Consider the following 19,553-nt stretch of genomic DNA (forward strand, 5'->3'; position numbering starts at 1 on the left):
TTATTGTTCCCGGTCTATAAGGGTTTGGGTAAGGTCTTTTAAGGCCGCCAACATTTCCTTATTTGAAATATTAAGATCATCCAATTGGGCAAAGCCCAAGTCGAAATAGGAAGTCATTTTGGTTTCTGTAATATCCTTAATGCCTAGCTTATCATAGAGTGCAGTTATCTCCTTTACTTTTTCATCTTTATCAAAATCAGTTTTTGAAAGCCATTCTTCCAATTTGCCTTTATCTTCTCCCTTAGCTAATTCTTTAGCTTTTATCAGAAGGAAGGTCTTTTTATTGGCAATGATGTCTCCGCCTACTTGCTTGCCAAATTTTTCCTTGTCAGCATATACATCCAGTAAATCATCCTTAAGCTGGAAGCCAATACCAATATTTACTCCAAAATCATAAAGGTGCTGACTATCTTCTTTGGATGCGCCGGCGAGTATGGCTCCAAATTGCAGGGCAAAACCCAAAAGGACAGCGGTCTTTTGGCGGATCATTTCAAGGTATTCTGATTCAGCTACCTCGTCCATGGTCTCAAAGTTCATGTCTCTCTGCTGACCTTCACAAACCTCTCTGGCAGTTTTGTTGAACAGCGTAAGGCAATTTCCCAATTTATCGGAAGGTACTTCAGATAAAATTTCATAGGCTTTTACCAACATGACATCACCTGAAAGTATGGCTGTATTGGTGTCCCATTTTTCATGGACCGTCTCCTTACCTCTTCTTAAGGGAGCTTCGTCCATGATGTCATCGTGCATCAAGGTGAAGTTGTGGAAAACTTCCACCGCCATGGCAGGAGTTAGGGCATTTTGATAATCTTCTCTATACAGGGAATAAGCAAGCAGGGTCAATAAAGGTCTGATACGTTTTCCTCCTAAGCTCATAATATAAGAGATGGGCTCATATAGCTCTTTTGGGGAGTTGCCGTAAGAAAAATCTTGTAAGTGTTTTTCCAGTTTTATCAGTACCTCTTTAGTCAAGTTGGTTTTAATCGTTGTCATCTGCAAATTCCAAATCTATAGTTCTTCTATCAATATCCGTGTTTACGACGCGGACCTTCACTTGGTCTCCCAAAGTGATCATTTTTTTGTTTTTTGACCCAATGAGACGCATGTTCTTCTCGTCAAATTCATAATAATCATCCCGCAAATCCTGCAGACGAATCATGCCCTCACATTTGGTCTCAGTAATTTCCACAAAGATACCCCATTCTGTGACACCTGAAATAATACCTTCATAAGCTTTGTCTTCAGCCAAGGACATAAACTCAACTTGCTTGTATTTGATAGAGGCCCTTTCAGCATCTGAGGCTCTTTTTTCCCTTTCAGACGAATGGATACATTTGTTTTCCCATTCTTCCTGATCAGGGGATTTACCACCATCCAAATAATGTTGCAATAATCGATGAACCATCATATCAGGATACCTTCTTATAGGTGAGGTAAAATGGGTGTAATGCATAAATGCCAGTCCAAAGTGCCCCTTTGGCTCAGTGGTATATTTAGCTTTTGCCATACTTCTGATGGCCAATTGTTCCAAAAGGTTTTGTTCAGGTTTGCCCTCAATTTCCTTCATCAGCTTGTTTAAAGTAGAAGAAACATTGCTTTCGTCTCCAATATTAAGTTGATGGCCAAATTTCTTGGCAAAATTGGCGAAGGTTTCCAAACGCTCGAGGTCCGGGTAGTCGTGAGTACGATAAACGAAGGTGTCCTTTCCTTTGTTCTTTTTGAAAACAAATTCAGCTACTGCTTTATTGGCTAAGAGCATGTATTCTTCGATCATTTTATGGATGTCCTTGCGCTCTTTGATGATAAGCCCTAAAGGTATGCCTTTTTCGTTCAAGTTGAATTTCACCTCAACGGTCTCAAAGTTTATCGCCCCATGGGTAAATCGTCTTTTTCTGACTTTTTTGGCAATATCATTTAGCAGTGTGAGTTCTTTATAGAAATCCCCTGACTGATTATCAATATTTTCTTGAGCTTCCTCATAAGCAAATCTTCTGTCAGAGTGAATGATGGTTCTACCTATCCACTGATTTAGTATGTCCCCATTTTGGTTTATCTCAAAAACACAGGAGAAGGTCAGCTTATCTTCGTTTGGTCTGAGGGAACAAAGCCCATTACTTAACCTTTCTGGAAGCATGGGAATGGTCCTGTCCACTAGGTATACCGAGGTGGCCCTGTCGTAAGCTTCTTTTTCTAAGAGGGTCTTTGGTTTGACATAGTGGGTAACGTCAGCAATATGAACTCCCAATTCAATATTTCCATTTTCCAAAGCCCGGTAAGAGATGGCGTCATCAAAATCCTTTGCATCAACAGGATCAATAGTAAAAGTGGTTACCTCCCTGAAGTCTTTTCTTAGCTTGATTTCTGATTTTGTGATTTCTTCTGGTATGGCATCGGCTGCTGCTTCCACTTCTTCTGGGTATTCAAAAGGAAGTCCAAATTCCGCCATGATGGAGTGGATTTCTACTTCATGTTCTCCAGCTTTACCCAATACTTGGGTGATGATACCAGTTGGGTTTTTATCGTCCTCTCTCCATTCGGTCATTTTTACCACTACCTTTTGGTTGTGTTCTGCACCTTTGAGGTCGCTTTTTCGGATAAAAATGTCGTGGTGCATTTTTTTGAAATCAGGCACCACAAAGGCAAACCTTGGGGAAATTTCCACTTTTCCAACAAACTCTTCTCTGGCCCTAGTAACGATCTCAAGTACTTTGCCCTCGCGTTTTTGACCATGGCGCTTATTAGGGTAAACCATTACTCTTACCTTGTCATCATCTAAGGCATTTTTCATGTCCCCAGCTTTCACCATAATGTCCTCTTCTTGTTCTCCTTTGTTGTCAGGGACGATGAATGCAAATCGAGGATTGACATAATCCACAGTGCCTACTATAAAGTCAGGTTCTTTTGTGGAGGAATAATGATTCCTTGGGTTCTTTGAAACGGAACCTCCATCAACTAATTTATTCAATACAGGTTCGACGCCTCCTTTTGCGACGGCATCCCTGATGGCTAGTTTTTTAATAATCTGTTTTGAGGAAAATTCTTCTCCAAAATGGTTATCTAAAAAGTTAAGGATGCGCTCTGCCAGTTGGGCAGAATTCGTAAACTTGCCTCCTTGCTTTTTCCCTCGTGAATGTTTTTTTGATCTTTTGCTCATAAAAATTTAATGTTTTTTCCTGCAGCCTGAATGCTGCTGGTAATTTTTTTTAATGTGTGGGTTTTGGGTGATTGATTTTCATGCTTTAGTCAGGCTTTCCGCAGTTTTCCTAATAATACAATTTAAAAACTGATTGGGTTTACAAAGTAACCTAAAACTTATCAATTGATTTTCTGATTTTCATCTAAGTTGATGATTTTTATATCCATTTGACTTGGTAAGCCCTGATATGCTAAATAAATCCTAGCGGTCACCTCTACATCTTTCAAGCAATATTTTCTGATACTTGGTAGGTCTTCATGGTGATAATAATACATATTGACTTCAGCTCCAGTGATATCGTCCTTGGAGCTTGGAATATCAAACAACGTGGCTAAAAGCTCTAGACGAGTGTAGTGCTTGTAATCACCGAATTTCCAAAGTTCCAAAGTGTCCATATGATGAATCTCCCATGGCTTTTTTCCGGCCATTTGAAGAACATCTGGAAGCGGGATTCGGTTCACCAGCATCCTTCGGCATAAATAGGGAAAGTCAAACTCCTTCCCATTATGGGCACAAAGGGTCCACTGCCTTTTTTCAAGAATTTCCCTGAAATTCAATAGTGTATCATGTTCCAATTTCTCCGCTATGGACTTTGTCCTAAACTGAAGCTGTTCATTTTCGGGGTCGTATTGGAAGTAGCCCATTCCTATACAGGCTACTTTGCCAAATTCTGCATAAATCCCTGCTTTTTCTAAGTAAAGTTCTTCAGGAGTGAGGTCTTCCCTTATCTCCAAAAAGGAAGATTTTTTCAGCCATTCTTCCTTAAGTCTTTCTGGAAGTTCATGTAAGGATGCTGCGCCGGACACGGTTTCTATGTCCAAAAAAAGGATGTCCCTAAGATCACTCAAAAAGTCTGCCATAGGCCTTTAAGGATGTAAAACGCCCTCAAGGTCCAGGTCAGGAATGTATTGAATATTGCTTTGATCCATACTGCCCTCTACGAAGACGAATTTTTTGTCAAATATCTGATCTAAGATATAATAACTTACCCAGAATTCATTGTTGAGAGAGAACAAATTTGGGTCAATAGGTTCAACTTTTGCTATGCTTTGTGGTCCCAATTCCTCTATCATATGCCTTAGGGTAGAAGTCTTTTTTTCTTCTCCATTGATGGTGCCATAACCTTTAGAAGTAATCATCAGGTTTTTTAATTCGATCATGTTCAGATTGATGATATATACGCCCCATTCAGTTTGGCCATTTACTTCTTCTTTTGCTATAGCGAGCTTCACTCCCGTAACAGGGTGAAAGTTGATGTCTTTTTTCATTTCTATGTTTTCTTAATCTTAGTTTAAAGAGTCGGTACCGTCAGTCCTCCCATTCCATTTCAAAAAGTTTAGCAATATGATTTTTTACTTTTTCCTTAACCCCGGCTTCATCCACCGCTTTTCCCAGTTCCAGATGCATGGAAGTGACTGCCTTGTCCGAAATGCCACAAGGAACAATATTGTTGAAATATGATAAGTCAGCATTTACATTAAAGGCAAAGCCGTGCATGGTCACCCAGCGACTGGATTTCACTCCAAGTGCACATATTTTTCTAGGGTTTTCCTGTTTTTCATGATCCAGCCATACACCTGTCAACCCTTCAATTCTTCCTGCCGTAATTCCGTAATCCGCTAGGGTCAATATAATGGCCTCTTCTAAATAACGGAGATATTTATGAATGTCAGTAAAGAAATTATCCAGGTCCAATAGAGGGTAGCCGACCAATTGTCCGGGTCCGTGATAGGTGATGTCCCCACCTCTGTTGATCTTGTAGAAGGTGGCATTCTTTTCAGCTAGTGAATTCTCATCCAGTAACAAATGAGAAAGCTCACCACTTTTCCCCAAAGTGTATACATGAGGATGCTCTACAAATAATAGGTAATTGGGAGTGACCTGTTGATGTTCAGGTCCATTTTTACGGTTTTGGATTTTTAAGGCAACCGTGTCCGCAAAAAGTTCCTCTTGATAATCCCAGGTTTCTTTGTAATCTTTTTGCCCTAGGTCTATAAATTTTACTTTTTTATTGATAATTTGATTCACTGTCAAGGCTTTAGATATTGGTCCTAGGTAACACCAGTTTTGGTGTTTGGGTTCTTTTTTTGAGGTTTCTGAATTCCTTTCCCTTCATTATTCTACTAAGGAGGAGAATTTTTGTCAAAATTAATAAAATATTTGGTGATGGCACAGCATAATGACACAGGCCGCGATGCCGAAAAGTTGGCCGCTGATTTTTTGGTGTCCAAGGGCTATATGGTGAAGGAGCGTAACTACCGACACAAATACGCTGAGATTGATTTAATAATGGAATTTAAAGGGCTGCTTATTTTTGTGGAGGTAAAGTTCCGTAGTGGAACGGGCTATGGCTATGCCGAGGAATTTGTGGATTATCGTAAGCGCCAATTGATTTTAAGGGCGGCTGACCATTATATCTATGAAATTAACTGGCACAGAGATATCCGATTTGATATTGTGGGGGTGTACAGAGATAAGGAAGGTGTAATTCGGTATAAGCATTTTGAAGATGCATTTTATTGATCCTTAATGCTAAAGACTCCTCGGGTTTCGATAGATCAAAGCTCCATTTTGATCCCACTCTGATTTAATATAGGGTAAAAATCCTTTGGTAAAAGGTTTTTCCTGATATTGGATTTCCCTTTTTCGAATGGTTTTTCCTCCTTGGGTATTCCAATATTCAGTCCAGAGACCGACCTTTTCTCCATAGTGGTATTCACCTTTCACTGCTAATTGTCCATTTTCATAAAAATGGAAAAAGTTCCCCTCTTTTAAATCGTACTCAATAGGGATGACTTTCTCTAGCTTTTGTTGTTTTTGGTTATAATAGCTTACCCTAGAGTCTTTGGGCCAGCCTTCATAATAATGGGACTTATCCGTTAGGATGTTTTTGCTGTTGAAGCTCATCCAGCGTCCATGCTTTGTGCCAAAATAATACATTCCCGTTTCTACGACTTCCTCATCTATGCGTTTTTCATAGGGGCCATGCAGCAAGTAACCTCTGTTTGGGTCAAAGCCAGAAGTTCTGATAACTTTATCGCCAGTGTCTAACCAGTAAACATCTCGAATATAAGGATCTACTTCTTTGTTGCGTAGGGTATAATTAAATAATTGATACTGGGTTTTACCCTTGATTTCTGTTCTCAAAAATGATTTTCGGGTCTTTTCCCCAAAGTATACGTTTTTGCTTCTTTTCTTTTTCTCCTTTTTCTTTTCTTCCTTTCTTTGGGTGTCGTCAAAAAGCAAAATAGGCGCATTGCTTGGCAATAGTTCATCTACGATCACGCCAGAAGTGTCCTTTGGAGTAATGGCAGTAAGTGAATCAAAGCTTTGCGCATTTGAGATCCCAACAAAACCTGAAAGTCCGATGCCTAGTAATATCTTTTTCATAGCTTAATCAAGACAAACTAATGAAGATTTTCTATCAAAACGAATTTATCTAAAGAATATGTGCTCTAAATAATCGAAAGGTTTAGAATTAACAAGCATAATCCTTAATTTTGCCCAGTTATTATTGAAGACAGCTAAAAAATGCCGAAAAGAAAAAGCAAGGAAGCAATTTTTAGAAAGTTTTCAATTTAAATCTGACCATAGAATAAACAATTATAAAGCAATGAGCAGTATCTTATCAGACCGTATTAACAATATGGAAGAGTCAGCTACGCTGGCAATGGCCAAAAAAGCCCGTGAGCTTAAAGGTCAAGGAATTGACATTATCAGTTTGAGCTTGGGAGAGCCTGACTTCAAAACCCCACAACATGTTCAGGATGCCGCCAAGGCAGCCATTGATGAGGGAAAATACTTTTCTTACCCACCAGTAGCAGGGTATCAGGACCTGAGAGAGGCGATTGCTAAAAAGCTACAAGTTGAGAACAAAATCACTGAAGCTAAGGCAGAAAATATTGTGCTTTCTACAGGTGCAAAGCATTCAATTGCCAATATATTCATGTGCTTGTTGAATGAAGGCGATGAAGTAGTGATTTTCTCTCCATATTGGGTGAGCTACGCTGAAATCATCAAATTGGCAGGTGGTGTGCCTGTATTGATTGAAGGTACTTTGGAAAATAACTTCAAAGCAACTGCTGCACAGTTAGAAGAAGCCATCACTGATAAAACCAAAGCCGTAATCTATTCTTCTCCTTGTAATCCTACTGGTTCAGTATTTAGTAAGGAAGAGTTGGAAGCTATCGCAGAAGTAGTGAAGAAGCATGATGATGTTTATGTGATAGCCGATGAGATTTATGAATTGATCAATTTCACAGGACAGCATGCAAGTATGGCCGCACTTGATGGTATGTATGATAGAACTATCACAGTGAATGGATTCTCTAAAGGTTATGCAATGACTGGATGGAGAGTAGGGTATATCTGTGCGCCTCTTTTCATTGCTAAGGCATGTGAGAAAATTCAAGGTCAGTTCACTTCGGGTGGTACTGGTATCGCTCAAAGAGCTGCTTTGGCGGCAATCACTGGTGACCAGACTCCATCTAAGGAAATGGAAAAAGCTTATCATGACAGAAGGGCCCTTGTTTTGGATTTGTTGAGAGACATTCCGGGAATCAAGACGCATGTTCCTGAAGGAGCATTCTATTTCTTCCCTGATGTAACTGCTTTCTTCGGTAAGTCAGTTGGTGATCAAAAAATTGAAAATGCAGATGATTTCTGCTTATATATCTTGAATGATGCTCACGTATCATTGGTTACTGGAGCTGCTTTTGGTGCTCCAAACTGTGTGAGACTTTCTTATGCTGCTTCTGAAGCTGAGTTGAAAGAAGCTTTGAAGCGTATCAAAGATGCTGTAGCTAAATTAAGCTAATTCATAACATATAGTGGAAGAGCTTGCTTGGGGACCAGTGCCCCGGCAAGCTCTTTTCTCTTTAATCCCTCCAATTATGGCTCAAGTACTTGTCATCACTCCCGTGAAAAATTCCATTGAAACTACCTTGGAAACCGCTGAAGCTATCCAGGCATCAACCGTTTCTGTGGAGCATAAGATTTACAATGATTTCAGTACTGCAGAGACCAAGTCTGAGTTGGATAAGAAAGCTTCCAAGGTAGGTTATACCGTTTTGCATTTGGAGGATGTAACAGATACTCCCTCTCCCAATTATAAATTGGTGCTTCAAATGGCCCAAAAGGAGGCAATTGAAAAGGGGCTGCCTCTCTTGGTAGTTGAATCGGATGTTACCGTGGAGAAGGATACGATAGCCAAAATGCTTGATTTTTACCAGCAACATAAGGATGTAGGACTTGTTGGGGCAATTACTGTAGGCTATGATAAAAAGGTGAATTTTCCCTATTTGAAGTTCAAGGATGTTAGGGAAGATGTTATAGATACCAAGAGAAGCCTTAGTTTTTGTTGTACTTTATTTAGTAAGGAGTTTTTAGCAGCGTATGATTTTATGGAATTGGATGATGCCAAAGACTGGTATGATACCTTTATCTCCAAGAAAGCCATAGAGCTTGGGTATAAAAACTTTGTCTTGATGAATGTTCCAGTATTACATAAACCTCATGGGAGTAGGCCCTGGAAACAGCTCAAGTATAAAAATCCTTTAAAATATTATTTCTTAAAATTCTGGAAGGGGCTGGATAAGATTTAATAGTTGTAAAAATGTAGCTGCTTATCAGCTAGGAAAAACTACAGTGTAGCCACTCCTTAATCTAAAAGTAATTTTGTACTAAATTATTGAACGAAGAAGTTGGTTTAGATTAGGTTAAACCATTTGAGGATCGTGTTGTAAGTTTTTGAGAAGGAACGTTGGTATCTGAGTGGCCCGTTTAATTCCCTTTGGAAGAAATCCATATGTCTGGAGTTAAGAAAGTCTATTCTCTCCTTTTTCTTTTCTCTAGTGGAGGTTTTCTTTCTTTTGCTGGCAGGATGGAGTCTGTAGAAGAATCCTATAAAAGGTAACTTGTGGACCTCTCCTTCATTTTTTAGCATTTTAATCCAAAATTCCCAGTCTTCTCTGCCCATGGTTCTCATCTCCACAGAGTATTTTCCTGCTTTTTGCCAATCACTTTTTCGAAAAAGTCCAGCGTTGAAGATCATATTGTCCTTGGCGAGCTGGTGCCTGCTGAATGGCTTGAGTTTCCATTCTTTTTGACCGGTTTCATCGAACTTTATGCCATCGCAGTAAACTACTTTTACCTCAGGTTGGGAAATTAGAACTTTTACTGCTTCACTGATATAATTTGGCGAAATCAAATCATCTCCATCGAGGGGTAAAATGATTTCTCCAGTTGAGGATTCAATGCCCGTGTTTCTGGCGCTTGAAACACCGCCATTTTCCTGGTCGATCAAAATAACCTGAGGATGGTCTTTCTGAATCTCTTTGGCAAGTTGCAAAGAGTTGTCAGTAGATCCATCATTAACTATGATTAATTCTATATTAGAATAGGTAGAGGCAAGTACGGAATTAACTGTTTCTCTAAGGTGAATTCCTTGGTTGAAACAGGGGATTACTATGCTTACTTTTTGATTTAATTCCTCCATAGGGATTATCAATGGGTGCGGTTTTGTTGGAGACAAATATAAAAGGTCATAATTAAAGATAACCTTTGAATGCGTTTTAATCTTAAATTATTACTCATAAATGAAAATGAACAAATAAAGCTTAGCCGGAAAAATTAATATATTATTTTAAAATTATTTATTCACGGTGTCATAATGGTATAATTGGTCAAATTGGCTTTTTGTTGGCAAAAAGTGTTGGTTTTTGTGTGTAATTGTTAATATTCCGTTAATTAATCAAATAATTCCATGAAGTTGAGTTTGTTTTATCTGTAAAAAAATTTGTACATTTGTCTTGGGTGATTAAGCAACTTTTTCTACTTATGACTTTTAGTGTGTGTAATTGAGTTGGAGGTAATTTTATGGATTATTTTTTATCAGCCTCCGTAATTTAATACAAGGTTTAAAAACAAATACCATCTTGAGTGTTCAGGATGGTATTTCCTTTTAACCTCGGAATTTGAATCTTTATCAATTCGCATATTTGTACCATTTTCTAGATTGAAATTGAATACTTAACAATTATTTAATTTTGAATGCAATAAAAACATGATCTAGTTAGTTAATTTGTATTTCGTTTAAAATAAAGCTGTTAAATGCTAGAATTCATTACAAGCGGTATCTTTATCTTTATGATTTATATGCTTGGGATCATGTCTTTTTTTGATTATTCCCAAAGGGTTAAAGCAATACTGGTAAAGGCCTATTTGTGGTCTGGGGCTTTGGCATTTGTGTTTACTTTTTTGTACATGCACTTTTTTATACAATAACTAAATTGTTTATTCACGGGCAATAAGCTTTCTCTATAGAAACTTTAGTAAAATTTTATGCCCAAAACGTTTTTGTTAAAAAAAAGTACCCAAAGGCTAGTCCTTTTTATTTTGGCTTTTCATTGTCTGGGAAGTTATGTATTTGCTCAATCTACTAAAGAGGATAGCTCAAACGGATATTTTTTGAAATTTTCGGAAATGATTTCCGGAAGACTTTATACCTCAAGAAAATTCACTGGTGTGAAAATACATGATAAATTACATGAAGTTCCATATTTGAATTATTGGCCGAATTCTACCTTGAATTTAGGATTTGGGGTGGGGTATGATGATTTGAACTTGAATTTAGGGTATGGTTATGGTTTTTTAAATCCTGACAGAGGTGAGGGTAAAACCAATTATTTGGATGCCCAATTCCACACTAATCCTAATGGATGGATAGTAGATGGTTATCTTCAGTTTTATAGGGGGTTTCACCTGATACCAGAAGGGACATTTGCCGAAGAGAATCAGGATTTCTATTACAGGCCTGATATGAGGGTCCGTGAAATTGGGGCTTCAGTTCAATATATTTTGAATAAAGGTAAGTTTTCATACAAGGCGGCATTTTATCAAACTGAATGGCAGCAAAGGTCTGCGGGTACTCCATTATTTGGATTTGAGATGTATGGTGGCAGGGTCAGTGGAGATAGTTCTTTAATTCCACGACCAGAATTAGTTGATCTGAGCAGGGATTTTTCCAAAGTGAATTTTTTTGAGTTTGGTCCAAATGTAGGTTATGCTTATACATTGGTGATTGCTAAGCATTTTTTTATAATGGGATATGGTTCAGTAAGTCCAAGCTTTGGGTTTACACAGATGAAGGGTGAGAGATATACTATTGGTTGGAGTTTAAATCCCAATTATCTTTTAAAAGGAAGCTTTGGGTATAATGCAAAAAAATGGGCATTCAATGGTAATTTTGTATATGAAAATGTGAAGTTAGCAAAGACAAAGGATTTTAATACTGAGGTGTTTACAGGTAACTTTAGAATGAATTTCATTTATAGGTTTGTTCCTGGTCCTAAAACCAAATCTATCCTCAATTCAATTAAGCCCATCTGGTAAAGAACTTCAACTTGATCATTTTTTAGATTTTGGGTAAATGTTTGTAAAATTCTCAACCACTGAAAACTGTCATTTGCCTTCTATGTTTTATTTGAAGATACTCTTTGTATTATTGATTTACTTTGTTTAGTAAGCATAGAGGTGAGCTAAGGGATAGTTGACCTAGATTAGAAGGAATTTCTATAAAGTAATGAAGAAGCAGACAAAAATCATGTTGATTTTGGCTATTGGACTGGTGATAGCCATCATATTTTTATACCCCAGGATGAACTGGAATAGCAGTGTACATGTGCCTTCAAGTACTGAGGCCAAAGCAAGTTCTGCATCTTCAGGGGAACTACTGCCAGTAGATGTTTTAGAAATCAAAACGGAGCGGCTAGAAAATAATCTTAAAGTTACAGGAAATGTCCTTCCAAATGAGTCTGTAGAACTGCGGCCGGAAATCAATGGGCTGGTTGAGTCCATTAATTTCAAGGAAGGCCAGTTCGTGAAGAAAGGTACTCCGCTTGTGTATTTGAATGATGATGAGTTGAGTGCTCAGCTGGATAGATTAGAATTTACCAAGAAACTTTATGAGGGCCAGGAAAACCGTCAGAAGCAATTATTGGAGCGAGAAGCGATCAGTCAGGAAGAATATGATGTTATATTGAATCAGTATAACACTACTCTTGCTGATATTAGGCTGGTAAAGGCCCAACTGGATAAAATGGTGATTAGAGCACCCTTTGATGGGGTTTTAGGATTGAGAAGGATTTCTGAAGGGGCTGTAATTGGTAGCACAGATGTAATTGCAAATATTGTTAATATAGACCCTATTAAAATCGAATTTTCTATACCAGAAAGGTATGCTAGTCAGGTAACCATCGGGTCCATCATCCATTTTTCAAACAATGCATCACAGGGGATGGAAAGTGGGAAGGTTTATGCTTACGAACCTATTATTGATGCGAATACTAGAACCTTAAAATTAAGGGCGATAAGTCCCAATAAGGAAAGGAAGTTTTTGCCAGGGATGTTTGTGGGGATTCAGTTTAATCTGGATGTGGAGGAAAATGCCATTTTGGTGCCCTCTGAGGCTTTAATCCCAGAGCTGGAGGGGTATAAATTATACTTGGCCAACAAAGAAGGAGTGGTGATGGAAAGAAAGGTTTCCATAGGAATGAGAACAGAAAGAAACGTACAGATCACTGATGGGGTCAAGCCTGGTGAATTTGTTTTAACTACTGGTGTTTTACAGGTAAAAGATGGTATGAAGGTGAAGATGAATAAAATCAACTGAAATGTCGAGTTTATCTACAGTTAGTATCAGACGGCCAGTTTTGGCCATAGTATTTTCTCTGACGATTCTTCTCTTTGGAATTATCGGGATGAGCTTTTTGGGTGTAAGGGAGTACCCAAGTGTGGACCCTCCGGTGATCAGTGTGAGAACAACTTATGTCGGTGCAAATGCTGACGTCATCGAAGCGCAAATTACTGAACCATTGGAGGAATCTATTAATGGCATTTCTGGAATTAAGTCCCTGACTTCAACCAGTAATGACGGCACCAGTAATATAACTGTTGAATTTGAGGTAGGTGCAGATATGGAGGCTGCTGCAAACGATGTAAGGGACAAAGTAGCCAGAGCGCAAAGAAACCTTCCTCCAGATGCAGAACCACCAGTAGTATCGAAGGCAGATGCAGATTCAAGTCCCATAGTATTTTTGAATGTTCAGAGTAATGAAAAAAGTCTTTTAGAGCTTTCAGAGATTGCTGACAATATCTTCAAAGAACGTTTGCAGACTATTCCTGGAGTTAGTGAGGTTAGGATTTGGGGAGAAAAGGAATATGCTATGAGATTGAGGATGGATCCAATTAGAATGGCATCTTACGGTGTTACTCCTTTGGATGTACTCAATAAGGTCCAAAGCGAAAATGTGGAGTTGCCTTCAGGTAGGATAGAAGGGTCGACTATTGAACTATCCGTTAGGACCAAAAGTAGATTGTCTACTCCTGATGAATTCAATATGTTGATCATCAAAGAGGACAACAATAATATTGTTCGATTCCAAGATGTTGGAACAGCTGAGTTGGCTCCACTGAATGAAAGGACCGTATTGAAAAGGGATGGGATTCCAATGGTGGGAGTTGTACTCGTTCCACTGCCTGGATCCAATAGTATTGAGATTGCAGATGAATTTTATAGAAGATTAGAGTTTATCAAGAAGGATTTGCCAGATGATGTGTTGCTTGGAATTGGTTTCGATACTACCAAGTATATCAGAAGCTCGATCAGTGAGGTGCAGGAAACCATTGTTTTGGCCTTTTTACTGGTAGTAGCGATTATATTTTTGTTTCTGAGGGATTGGAGGACCACATTTATCCCGGTGCTAACCATTCCTATCTCGCTGATAGGTGTTTTCTTCATCATGTATCTGATGGACTTTTCCATCAATGTGTTGACCTTGCTGGGGATAGTATTGTCCATTGGTCTGGTAGTAGATGATGCCATTGTGGTATTGGAGAATATCTACTCGAAAATTGAAAAGGGGCAAAACCCTGACAAAGCCGCGGAGCAGGGAGCGGAGGAGATTTTCTTTGCAGTAATTGCCACGACAATAGCCTTGGCAGCAGTGTTCTTGCCAGTAATATTTTTATCAGGTACCACAGGAAGGTTGTTCCGGGAATTCGGTATTGTGGTTGCTGGAGCAGTAATTATTTCCTCTTTTGTGGCCTTGACCATGACCCCGATGCTCAGTGCTAAGTTGCTTAAGAAAAGGGAAAGGCACAATTGGTTTTATAATGTAACAGAACCTGTTTTTGTTTGGTTAACAGAAAAATACGAAATCGTTCTGCGGGCATTTATGAAGTTTAGGTGGACTGCATTTTTGATCATTGCCTCCATGGGTTTTGGTATTTATTTTCTATTTATCTCGATTCCTTCAGAGTTGGCACCTATGGAAGACCGAGGTGAATTTAGAATAAGCATGAGTGGTCCCGAAGGTGCTACTTTTGACTATATGGATAGGGTGATAGATGAGTTGCTGGTGGAGATCATGGATGTTGTTCCAGAGAGGTATAGAAGCAGTTTGATTTCGGTAACTTCACCTGGTTTTGGTACAGCTAGTACCAACTCTGGATTGGTTATTGTAAGGTTGGTAGATGCGGTAGACCGTGATTTGAGTCAACAGCAGATTTTCGAAACCGTCTCTGGGGTGATCAAGAACAAAACAGATGTCAGGGCATTTGCTTCCCAACCACAATCAATAGGGGATCGAAGAGGAGGTCTGCCTATTCAGTATGTTTTGCAGGCTCCGAGCATTGACAAATTGAAGGAGATTATTCCTTCATTTATGGAAAAGGTAAACCAAAGTGAAGTTTTTGCCTTTTCAGATATCAACTTAAAGTTTACCAAGCCTGAAATTGAAGTAGAAATAGACAGAGACAAAGCCAGAAATATCGGCGTATCCGTACAGGAAATAGCAAGAACCTTACAACTTTCCTATTCAGGCCAACGCTTCGATTATTTTATCATGAAGGGGAAACAATATCAGGTGGTAGGAGAGATGCAGCTTGAGGACAGAAATGAGCCTATAAATTTGAGGATGCTGTATGTGAGAGCTGAGAATGGACAACTGGTACAGCTGGATAATTTGGTGACTATTAGAGAAAAAAGCACACCGCCACAACTCTACAGGTATAACCGTTTTGTAAGTGCAACAGTTTCGGCAGGTTTGGCAGGGAAATACACTATTGGAAATGGTTTGGATGAGATGGATAGAATAGCAGATGAGGTTTTGGATGACAGTTATACTACCGACGTGGCCGGTGTTTCCAAAGAGTTTAGACAAAGTTCCAATAGTTTGGTCTTTGCCTTTCTATTTGCCCTTGTTCTTATTTACTTAGTTTTATCAGCCCAGTTTGAAAGCTTCATGGATCCACTGACCATTATGTTCACTGTGCCATTGGCTTTGTGCGGAGCTTTGCTTTCACTATGGTTGTTTGATTTTACATTGAATATTTTCAGCCAAATAGGTATCATCATGTTGATAGGTCTGGTGACCAAAAATGGTATACTAATCGTGGAATTTGCTAATCAGAGGAAAGCACATGGCCATGATATTGATGATGCCATTATTGGAGCTGCATCAGCAAGGTTTAGGCCTATTTTGATGACCAGTTTGTCCACTATTTTGGGAATACTTCCTATTGCCTTGGCTTTGGGAGCTGGAGCGGAAAGTAGGATGCCAATGGGGGTAGCCGTAATTGGTGGGTTGGTATTCTCTACTATTTTGACCCTATTTATTATCCCAGCTATATACACCTATTTGACATCTAAATCCGGAAGATTAGCGAGAGTATGATGAAGTATTGTTTGATTATTTTAATGGCTGTAGCTGTCTCCAGCCAAGTATTGGCGCAAGAAGAACTTTCCTTTGAGAAAGCAGTGATGATGGGTTTGGAAAATAACTATGATGTCAAGATTGCAATTAAGGATAAGGAAATTACCGAGATAGATAAAAAAATCGGTTTGGGAGCCTTATTGCCTGGAGTTGATGCCACTTATGGAAGAACAAAAAGTGTAGAGGATGTGGAGCAGCAATTTGTCAATGAAAATGAGCCAAGGCTTATCGAGGGAGCGAATTCAACAGGGGAAAACTTTAATCTAAATGCCATATATGGTTTTAGATATGATGCAGTAGTGGCAATGAAGCGGTTGGGGAAGCTTAATGAGATTGGAGAACTTCAAGCTAAAATTGTGATTGAAAATACCGTAGCAGCTATTTCAACGGGTTATTACAGGTTGGTGTTAGAGCTTGAGCGCAACGACCTTTTAAAAGAGACTCTTGGGCTATCAAAACAGAGGTTGGATATCGTAAAGGCCCAGTATGAGTTGGGAGGTACCTCAAAAAGAGAATATTTGGCTGCACAAGTGGACTATAATACAGATATGTCCCAATTGGTTTCCCAAGAGCAGGTGATCAGAAATGCAAGAATTAACCTAAATGAGCTTTTGGCCATAGAGCCCAATACGGAATTCATCATTAATGATTCCATTCAAATTCAAGAGGACCTTAAGTTGGGACCATTATTGGACCAAGCCTCGGAAGAGAATAAACTTCTATTGGTCAATAGAAGAGAGCAGAATGTGGCCTATTTGGAAATGAAGGAAATTCAGGCGCAAAGGCTGCCCACATTGAGCTTGAATGGTAATTATCGCGAATCCGTATCGAATTCTGATGCTGGTTTCTTGATCCAAAATAAACGCAGTGGCTTTAACTTTGGGGCGACAGTGGGTATTAATCTTTTTAGTGGATTTATATTGAACAGACAGGTTCAAAGGGCCAAAGTAAGGCAAGAGGCGCAAGCTTATGTACTTGAGCAATACGAAACCCAGTTGAATGCCGATATCTATAGGGCATTTAATGTCTATGAAAACAGTAAACGTAGATTAGAGATTGAAAAAGCCAATTTTTTGGTAGTGGGGGAAAATACCGATATTGCTTTTGACCGTTTCAAATCTGGCCTGACCAGCTTTTTGGAATTTAGGGATGCGCAGGTAAACAGGTTACAGGCAGAAACTAGATTGATTGAGGCGGTTTATTCCATTAAGGTAGCTGAAGTGGAATTGCAAAGATTGGCTGGGGGCATTTATTATGACAGTAATTCCAGTCCTATTTTGAATTGATTAACCTTTATATAGGGAGCGAGGGTAATATATCATCGCTCCCAACTTAATGTTTAGTGCATTTTTCAATTTATTTCCTGATATTAAAGGTCTAATTTATATGACTTTATGAATGGGAATAGATTAATGAAGTACTTTTTCGATTTAAAGCTGAATTTTGCATTCAGCTATGCTTGTATGCTCATTTTCTTTTGTAATCCCATTTTTAGTTTTCCAGCGGCAAATAATTTTCTTCAGGACAAAATTTCAGATTCCGTTTCAATAGATAAAGTAAGGGCTATTGATAATGCAATAGAATTTTCCAGAAAGATACATCAAGAAAGACATGATGAAGAGTCAGAATATGCAGAAGCAGAAAAAGCCTTGGATTTGTCTTTGGAGCTGGGGGATACTTTGTTATATGCCAGGTCTCTGGATAATATAGGTTTGCTGTACAGGTACCATCAGCGGTATTCTGAAGCTACAGCTTTGCATGCCAAAGCTTATGGTTTAATAGCAAAGGAGGATTCTTCTTTTTTGGCAAAAATGATTTACGCCAATAATGCGGGAGTAGCGAGTCGCTATGGTGAGGACTTTGACAATGCGGTATTTTATTATTTGGAGGCCCTGAAAATTGCGGAATCGCAGCAGGACCTTCGTAATATTGCTATTTCTTGCAATGGATTGGGGAATACTTTACTGCATATTCCAGGCAGGGAAGAGGATGCATTAACTTATTTTGTGCGGTCACTTGAGGCAGAAAGGGAGCGGGGAAATACTTTGGGGATAGCCATGAATTATCTATCTATCGGGGATTATTTTACAGAAAAGGGGGATTTTAAAAGAGCCCGTAGCTATTTGAATAAGCTACTGGAAATTAATCATAAAAGGAATGACAATTATGGCTTGGGTATTACCTATGAATATTTTGGGCATAACTATTTAAAAGAAGGTAATGATCTTGAGCAAGCAGCGGATTATTATAAGAAGTCCCTGGGTCTTTTTGTCAAGATGAATGATTCCCATAAAGAAGCAGATCTTCTGAAGGCATTGGCAGATGTTTATCGCATCAATAAACAGTATGATTTGGCCATAGAATACTATCATAAAACTTGGGATCTAGCCATTGCCATACCTAATAAAAGTCTCATTCAGGCCGCTTCTTATCAGTTGTCTTCGATTTATGAAAAGCAATCAAAGCCGGATTTGGCATTGAAGTATTATAAGATTTCTGATCAATATAAGGATAGTGTTAATCTGATCAATCAGGAGACAGAAATAGCCGCAATAGAAAAGCGATATGCCTTGGAGAAAAAGGAATCACAGATTGAACTATTGGAGAAAGATAAATCGCTTCAACAGGTCCAACTGGATAGCCAGGTGGCAGAGCTAAAAAGTCAGCGGATAATACTTGTACTTTTGTTGATGGTTTTAGTGGCTATCGCGGTGATTGCCCTTATGCAATTTAAAAATATTAAGTCCAAAAAAATGGCCAATTTGATGTTGACGAGGCAGAATAGGCAGATAAGTGAACAGAAAAGTCAAATTGAAATGGTGAATGAGCAATTGGAGGAGACCTTTAAGGAATTAATGGCCGAGCAAAAAAATAATGAAGAGAAACGGGTCAAACTTTTAGAGAGTAAGTTTGAAAACCGCATACAATCTTTGGCACTACAATCTTTGGAATCCCAAATGAACCCCCACTTTTTGTTTAATGGAATGAATGCAGTGCGCTGGTTAGTGATGAAGAATAAAAATGCAGAGGCCAAGGAATACATAGATACATTTGCCCAACTTTTGAGATTGAGTTTGACCAATAATAGGAAAAATACGATCAGCTTAGCTGAAGAACTAAAGGCGACAGAACTGTACCTTAAAATCGAAAAATTAAGATTTGATGGAGGCTTTAATTTTGGTGTCGATGTTTCATCAGAGGTGAACGCCCAGCATGTGGAAGTTCCTCCAAAAATTCTTCAGCCATTAGTAGAAAATGCCATAAAGCATGGTCTATTACCAAGCAGAAAAATAGAAAAGCAGTTAGAGATAAAAGTTTTTGAAAAGGATGAGGTGTTGATTATAGAGGTGATGGACAATGGAGTGGGTTTTAGGGAGCAAGGAAGCCGGAACAATGAAAGTAATGTGTACGGTACACATTTGGGATTAAAGCTGATCGAAGAACGCCTAGCGATTTATAATCAACAAAGTAATAATAGGGTAGATTTTAAAATTGCGGCTAGGCATGGAAGTAAGGAGGAGATTATTGGAACAAAAGCCAAAATCAGTATTGTTTTGGAAGAGGCGACAGATTCTGTGAGATAA

Annotated in this window: 15 protein-coding genes; 8 read left to right on the forward strand and 7 right to left on the reverse strand. The window is 38.8% G+C overall.

Annotation, left to right across the window (positions count from 1 at the left end; all coding sequences use genetic code 11):
- From KMW37_RS08775 to lipB, 5 genes are all read right to left on the reverse strand, one after another.
- Positions 1–993, reverse strand: a complete 993-nt coding sequence (locus KMW37_RS08775) for a polyprenyl synthetase family protein (protein ID WP_215224254.1) — start codon at positions 991–993, stop codon at positions 1–3.
- Positions 980–3,154 carry a ribonuclease R gene (rnr, locus tag KMW37_RS08780; protein ID WP_215224255.1) on the reverse strand — a complete coding sequence of 725 codons (2,175 nt, stop codon included), beginning with the start codon at positions 3,152–3,154 and terminating at the stop codon, positions 980–982. The genes KMW37_RS08775 and rnr overlap by 14 nt, the downstream gene beginning before the upstream one ends.
- A gap of 161 nt (positions 3,155–3,315) precedes the next feature.
- A complete protein-coding gene (locus KMW37_RS08785; RefSeq protein ID WP_215224256.1) occupies positions 3,316–4,056 on the reverse strand; it encodes a 3'-5' exonuclease in 741 nt (246 codons plus the stop codon).
- 6 nt (positions 4,057–4,062) lie between these two features.
- Positions 4,063–4,464 carry a hypothetical protein gene (locus KMW37_RS08790; protein WP_215224257.1) on the reverse strand — a complete coding sequence of 134 codons (402 nt, stop codon included), beginning with the start codon at positions 4,462–4,464 and terminating at the stop codon, positions 4,063–4,065.
- Positions 4,465–4,504: 40 nt separating this feature from the next.
- Positions 4,505–5,224 (reverse strand): lipoyl(octanoyl) transferase LipB, encoded by a 720-nt coding sequence (gene lipB, locus KMW37_RS08795; RefSeq protein ID WP_215224258.1) that lies wholly within the window; start codon positions 5,222–5,224, stop codon positions 4,505–4,507.
- A gap of 138 nt (positions 5,225–5,362) precedes the next feature.
- On the opposite strand from lipB, the gene KMW37_RS08800 reads away from it, so the two are divergent.
- A complete protein-coding gene (locus tag KMW37_RS08800) occupies positions 5,363–5,719 on the forward strand; it encodes a YraN family protein (protein ID WP_215224259.1) in 357 nt (118 codons plus the stop codon).
- 9 nt (positions 5,720–5,728) lie between these two features.
- Here KMW37_RS08800 and KMW37_RS08805 read toward each other — a convergent pair whose 3' ends face one another.
- Entirely contained in the window at positions 5,729–6,586 is an 858-nt protein-coding gene (locus KMW37_RS08805; RefSeq protein WP_215224260.1) for a toxin-antitoxin system YwqK family antitoxin, read from the reverse strand.
- 223 nt (positions 6,587–6,809) lie between these two features.
- On the opposite strand from KMW37_RS08805, the gene KMW37_RS08810 reads away from it, so the two are divergent.
- Both KMW37_RS08810 and KMW37_RS08815 read left to right on the forward strand, forming a co-directional pair.
- Positions 6,810–8,012, forward strand: a complete 1,203-nt coding sequence (locus tag KMW37_RS08810) for a pyridoxal phosphate-dependent aminotransferase (protein WP_215224261.1) — start codon at positions 6,810–6,812, stop codon at positions 8,010–8,012.
- A gap of 76 nt (positions 8,013–8,088) precedes the next feature.
- Complete coding sequence (locus KMW37_RS08815; RefSeq protein WP_215224262.1) at positions 8,089–8,799, forward strand: glycosyltransferase; 711 nt, start codon at positions 8,089–8,091, stop codon at positions 8,797–8,799.
- Positions 8,800–8,903: 104 nt separating this feature from the next.
- Here KMW37_RS08815 and KMW37_RS08820 read toward each other — a convergent pair whose 3' ends face one another.
- Positions 8,904–9,692, reverse strand: a complete 789-nt coding sequence (locus KMW37_RS08820) for a glycosyltransferase family 2 protein (RefSeq protein ID WP_215224263.1) — start codon at positions 9,690–9,692, stop codon at positions 8,904–8,906.
- A 971-nt stretch (positions 9,693–10,663) separates the two neighbouring features.
- Between KMW37_RS08820 and KMW37_RS08825 the strand changes: the two genes are divergently transcribed.
- The 5 genes from KMW37_RS08825 (at position 10,664) to KMW37_RS08845 (ending at position 19,553) form a co-directional block, all read left to right on the forward strand.
- The gene (locus KMW37_RS08825; protein WP_246581414.1) at positions 10,664–11,587 is read left to right on the forward strand and encodes a DUF4421 domain-containing protein; all 924 of its coding nucleotides are present in this window, start codon (positions 10,664–10,666) and stop codon (positions 11,585–11,587) included.
- Positions 11,588–11,777: 190 nt separating this feature from the next.
- Positions 11,778–12,866, forward strand: coding sequence for an efflux RND transporter periplasmic adaptor subunit (locus KMW37_RS08830; RefSeq protein WP_215224265.1), 1,089 nt, complete (start codon positions 11,778–11,780; stop codon positions 12,864–12,866).
- Position 12,867: 1 nt separating this feature from the next.
- A complete protein-coding gene (locus tag KMW37_RS08835; RefSeq protein ID WP_215224266.1) occupies positions 12,868–15,930 on the forward strand; it encodes an efflux RND transporter permease subunit in 3,063 nt (1,020 codons plus the stop codon).
- A complete protein-coding gene (locus KMW37_RS08840) occupies positions 15,927–17,255 on the forward strand; it encodes a TolC family protein (RefSeq protein ID WP_215224267.1) in 1,329 nt (442 codons plus the stop codon). The genes KMW37_RS08835 and KMW37_RS08840 overlap by 4 nt, the downstream gene beginning before the upstream one ends.
- A gap of 126 nt (positions 17,256–17,381) precedes the next feature.
- On the forward strand, positions 17,382–19,553 hold the full coding sequence (locus KMW37_RS08845; RefSeq protein ID WP_246581415.1) for a tetratricopeptide repeat-containing sensor histidine kinase: 2,172 nt from the start codon (positions 17,382–17,384) through the stop codon (positions 19,551–19,553).

Source organism: Echinicola shivajiensis, from assembly GCF_018642165.1.
Classification (GTDB): domain Bacteria; phylum Bacteroidota; class Bacteroidia; order Cytophagales; family Cyclobacteriaceae; genus Echinicola; species Echinicola shivajiensis.

What these genes read in the sequence shown, in the direction of transcription:
- KMW37_RS08775 (WP_215224254.1), bottom strand. Translation starts at nt 993, where the DNA reads ATGACAACGATTAAAACCAACTTGACTAAAGAGGTACTGATAAAACTG.
- rnr (WP_215224255.1), bottom strand. Translation starts at nt 3,154, where the DNA reads ATGAGCAAAAGATCAAAAAAACATTCACGAGGGAAAAAGCAAGGAGGC.
- KMW37_RS08785 (WP_215224256.1), bottom strand. Translation starts at nt 4,056, where the DNA reads ATGGCAGACTTTTTGAGTGATCTTAGGGACATCCTTTTTTTGGACATA.
- KMW37_RS08790 (WP_215224257.1), bottom strand. Translation starts at nt 4,464, where the DNA reads ATGAAAAAAGACATCAACTTTCACCCTGTTACGGGAGTGAAGCTCGCT.
- KMW37_RS08800 (WP_215224259.1), top strand. Translation starts at nt 5,363, where the DNA reads ATGGCACAGCATAATGACACAGGCCGCGATGCCGAAAAGTTGGCCGCT.
- KMW37_RS08805 (WP_215224260.1), bottom strand. Translation starts at nt 6,586, where the DNA reads ATGAAAAAGATATTACTAGGCATCGGACTTTCAGGTTTTGTTGGGATC.
- KMW37_RS08810 (WP_215224261.1), top strand. Translation starts at nt 6,810, where the DNA reads ATGAGCAGTATCTTATCAGACCGTATTAACAATATGGAAGAGTCAGCT.
- KMW37_RS08815 (WP_215224262.1), top strand. Translation starts at nt 8,089, where the DNA reads ATGGCTCAAGTACTTGTCATCACTCCCGTGAAAAATTCCATTGAAACT.
- KMW37_RS08820 (WP_215224263.1), bottom strand. Translation starts at nt 9,692, where the DNA reads ATGGAGGAATTAAATCAAAAAGTAAGCATAGTAATCCCCTGTTTCAAC.
- KMW37_RS08830 (WP_215224265.1), top strand. Translation starts at nt 11,778, where the DNA reads ATGAAGAAGCAGACAAAAATCATGTTGATTTTGGCTATTGGACTGGTG.
- KMW37_RS08835 (WP_215224266.1), top strand. Translation starts at nt 12,868, where the DNA reads ATGTCGAGTTTATCTACAGTTAGTATCAGACGGCCAGTTTTGGCCATA.
- KMW37_RS08840 (WP_215224267.1), top strand. Translation starts at nt 15,927, where the DNA reads ATGATGAAGTATTGTTTGATTATTTTAATGGCTGTAGCTGTCTCCAGC.
- KMW37_RS08845 (WP_246581415.1), top strand. Translation starts at nt 17,382, where the DNA reads ATGAAGTACTTTTTCGATTTAAAGCTGAATTTTGCATTCAGCTATGCT.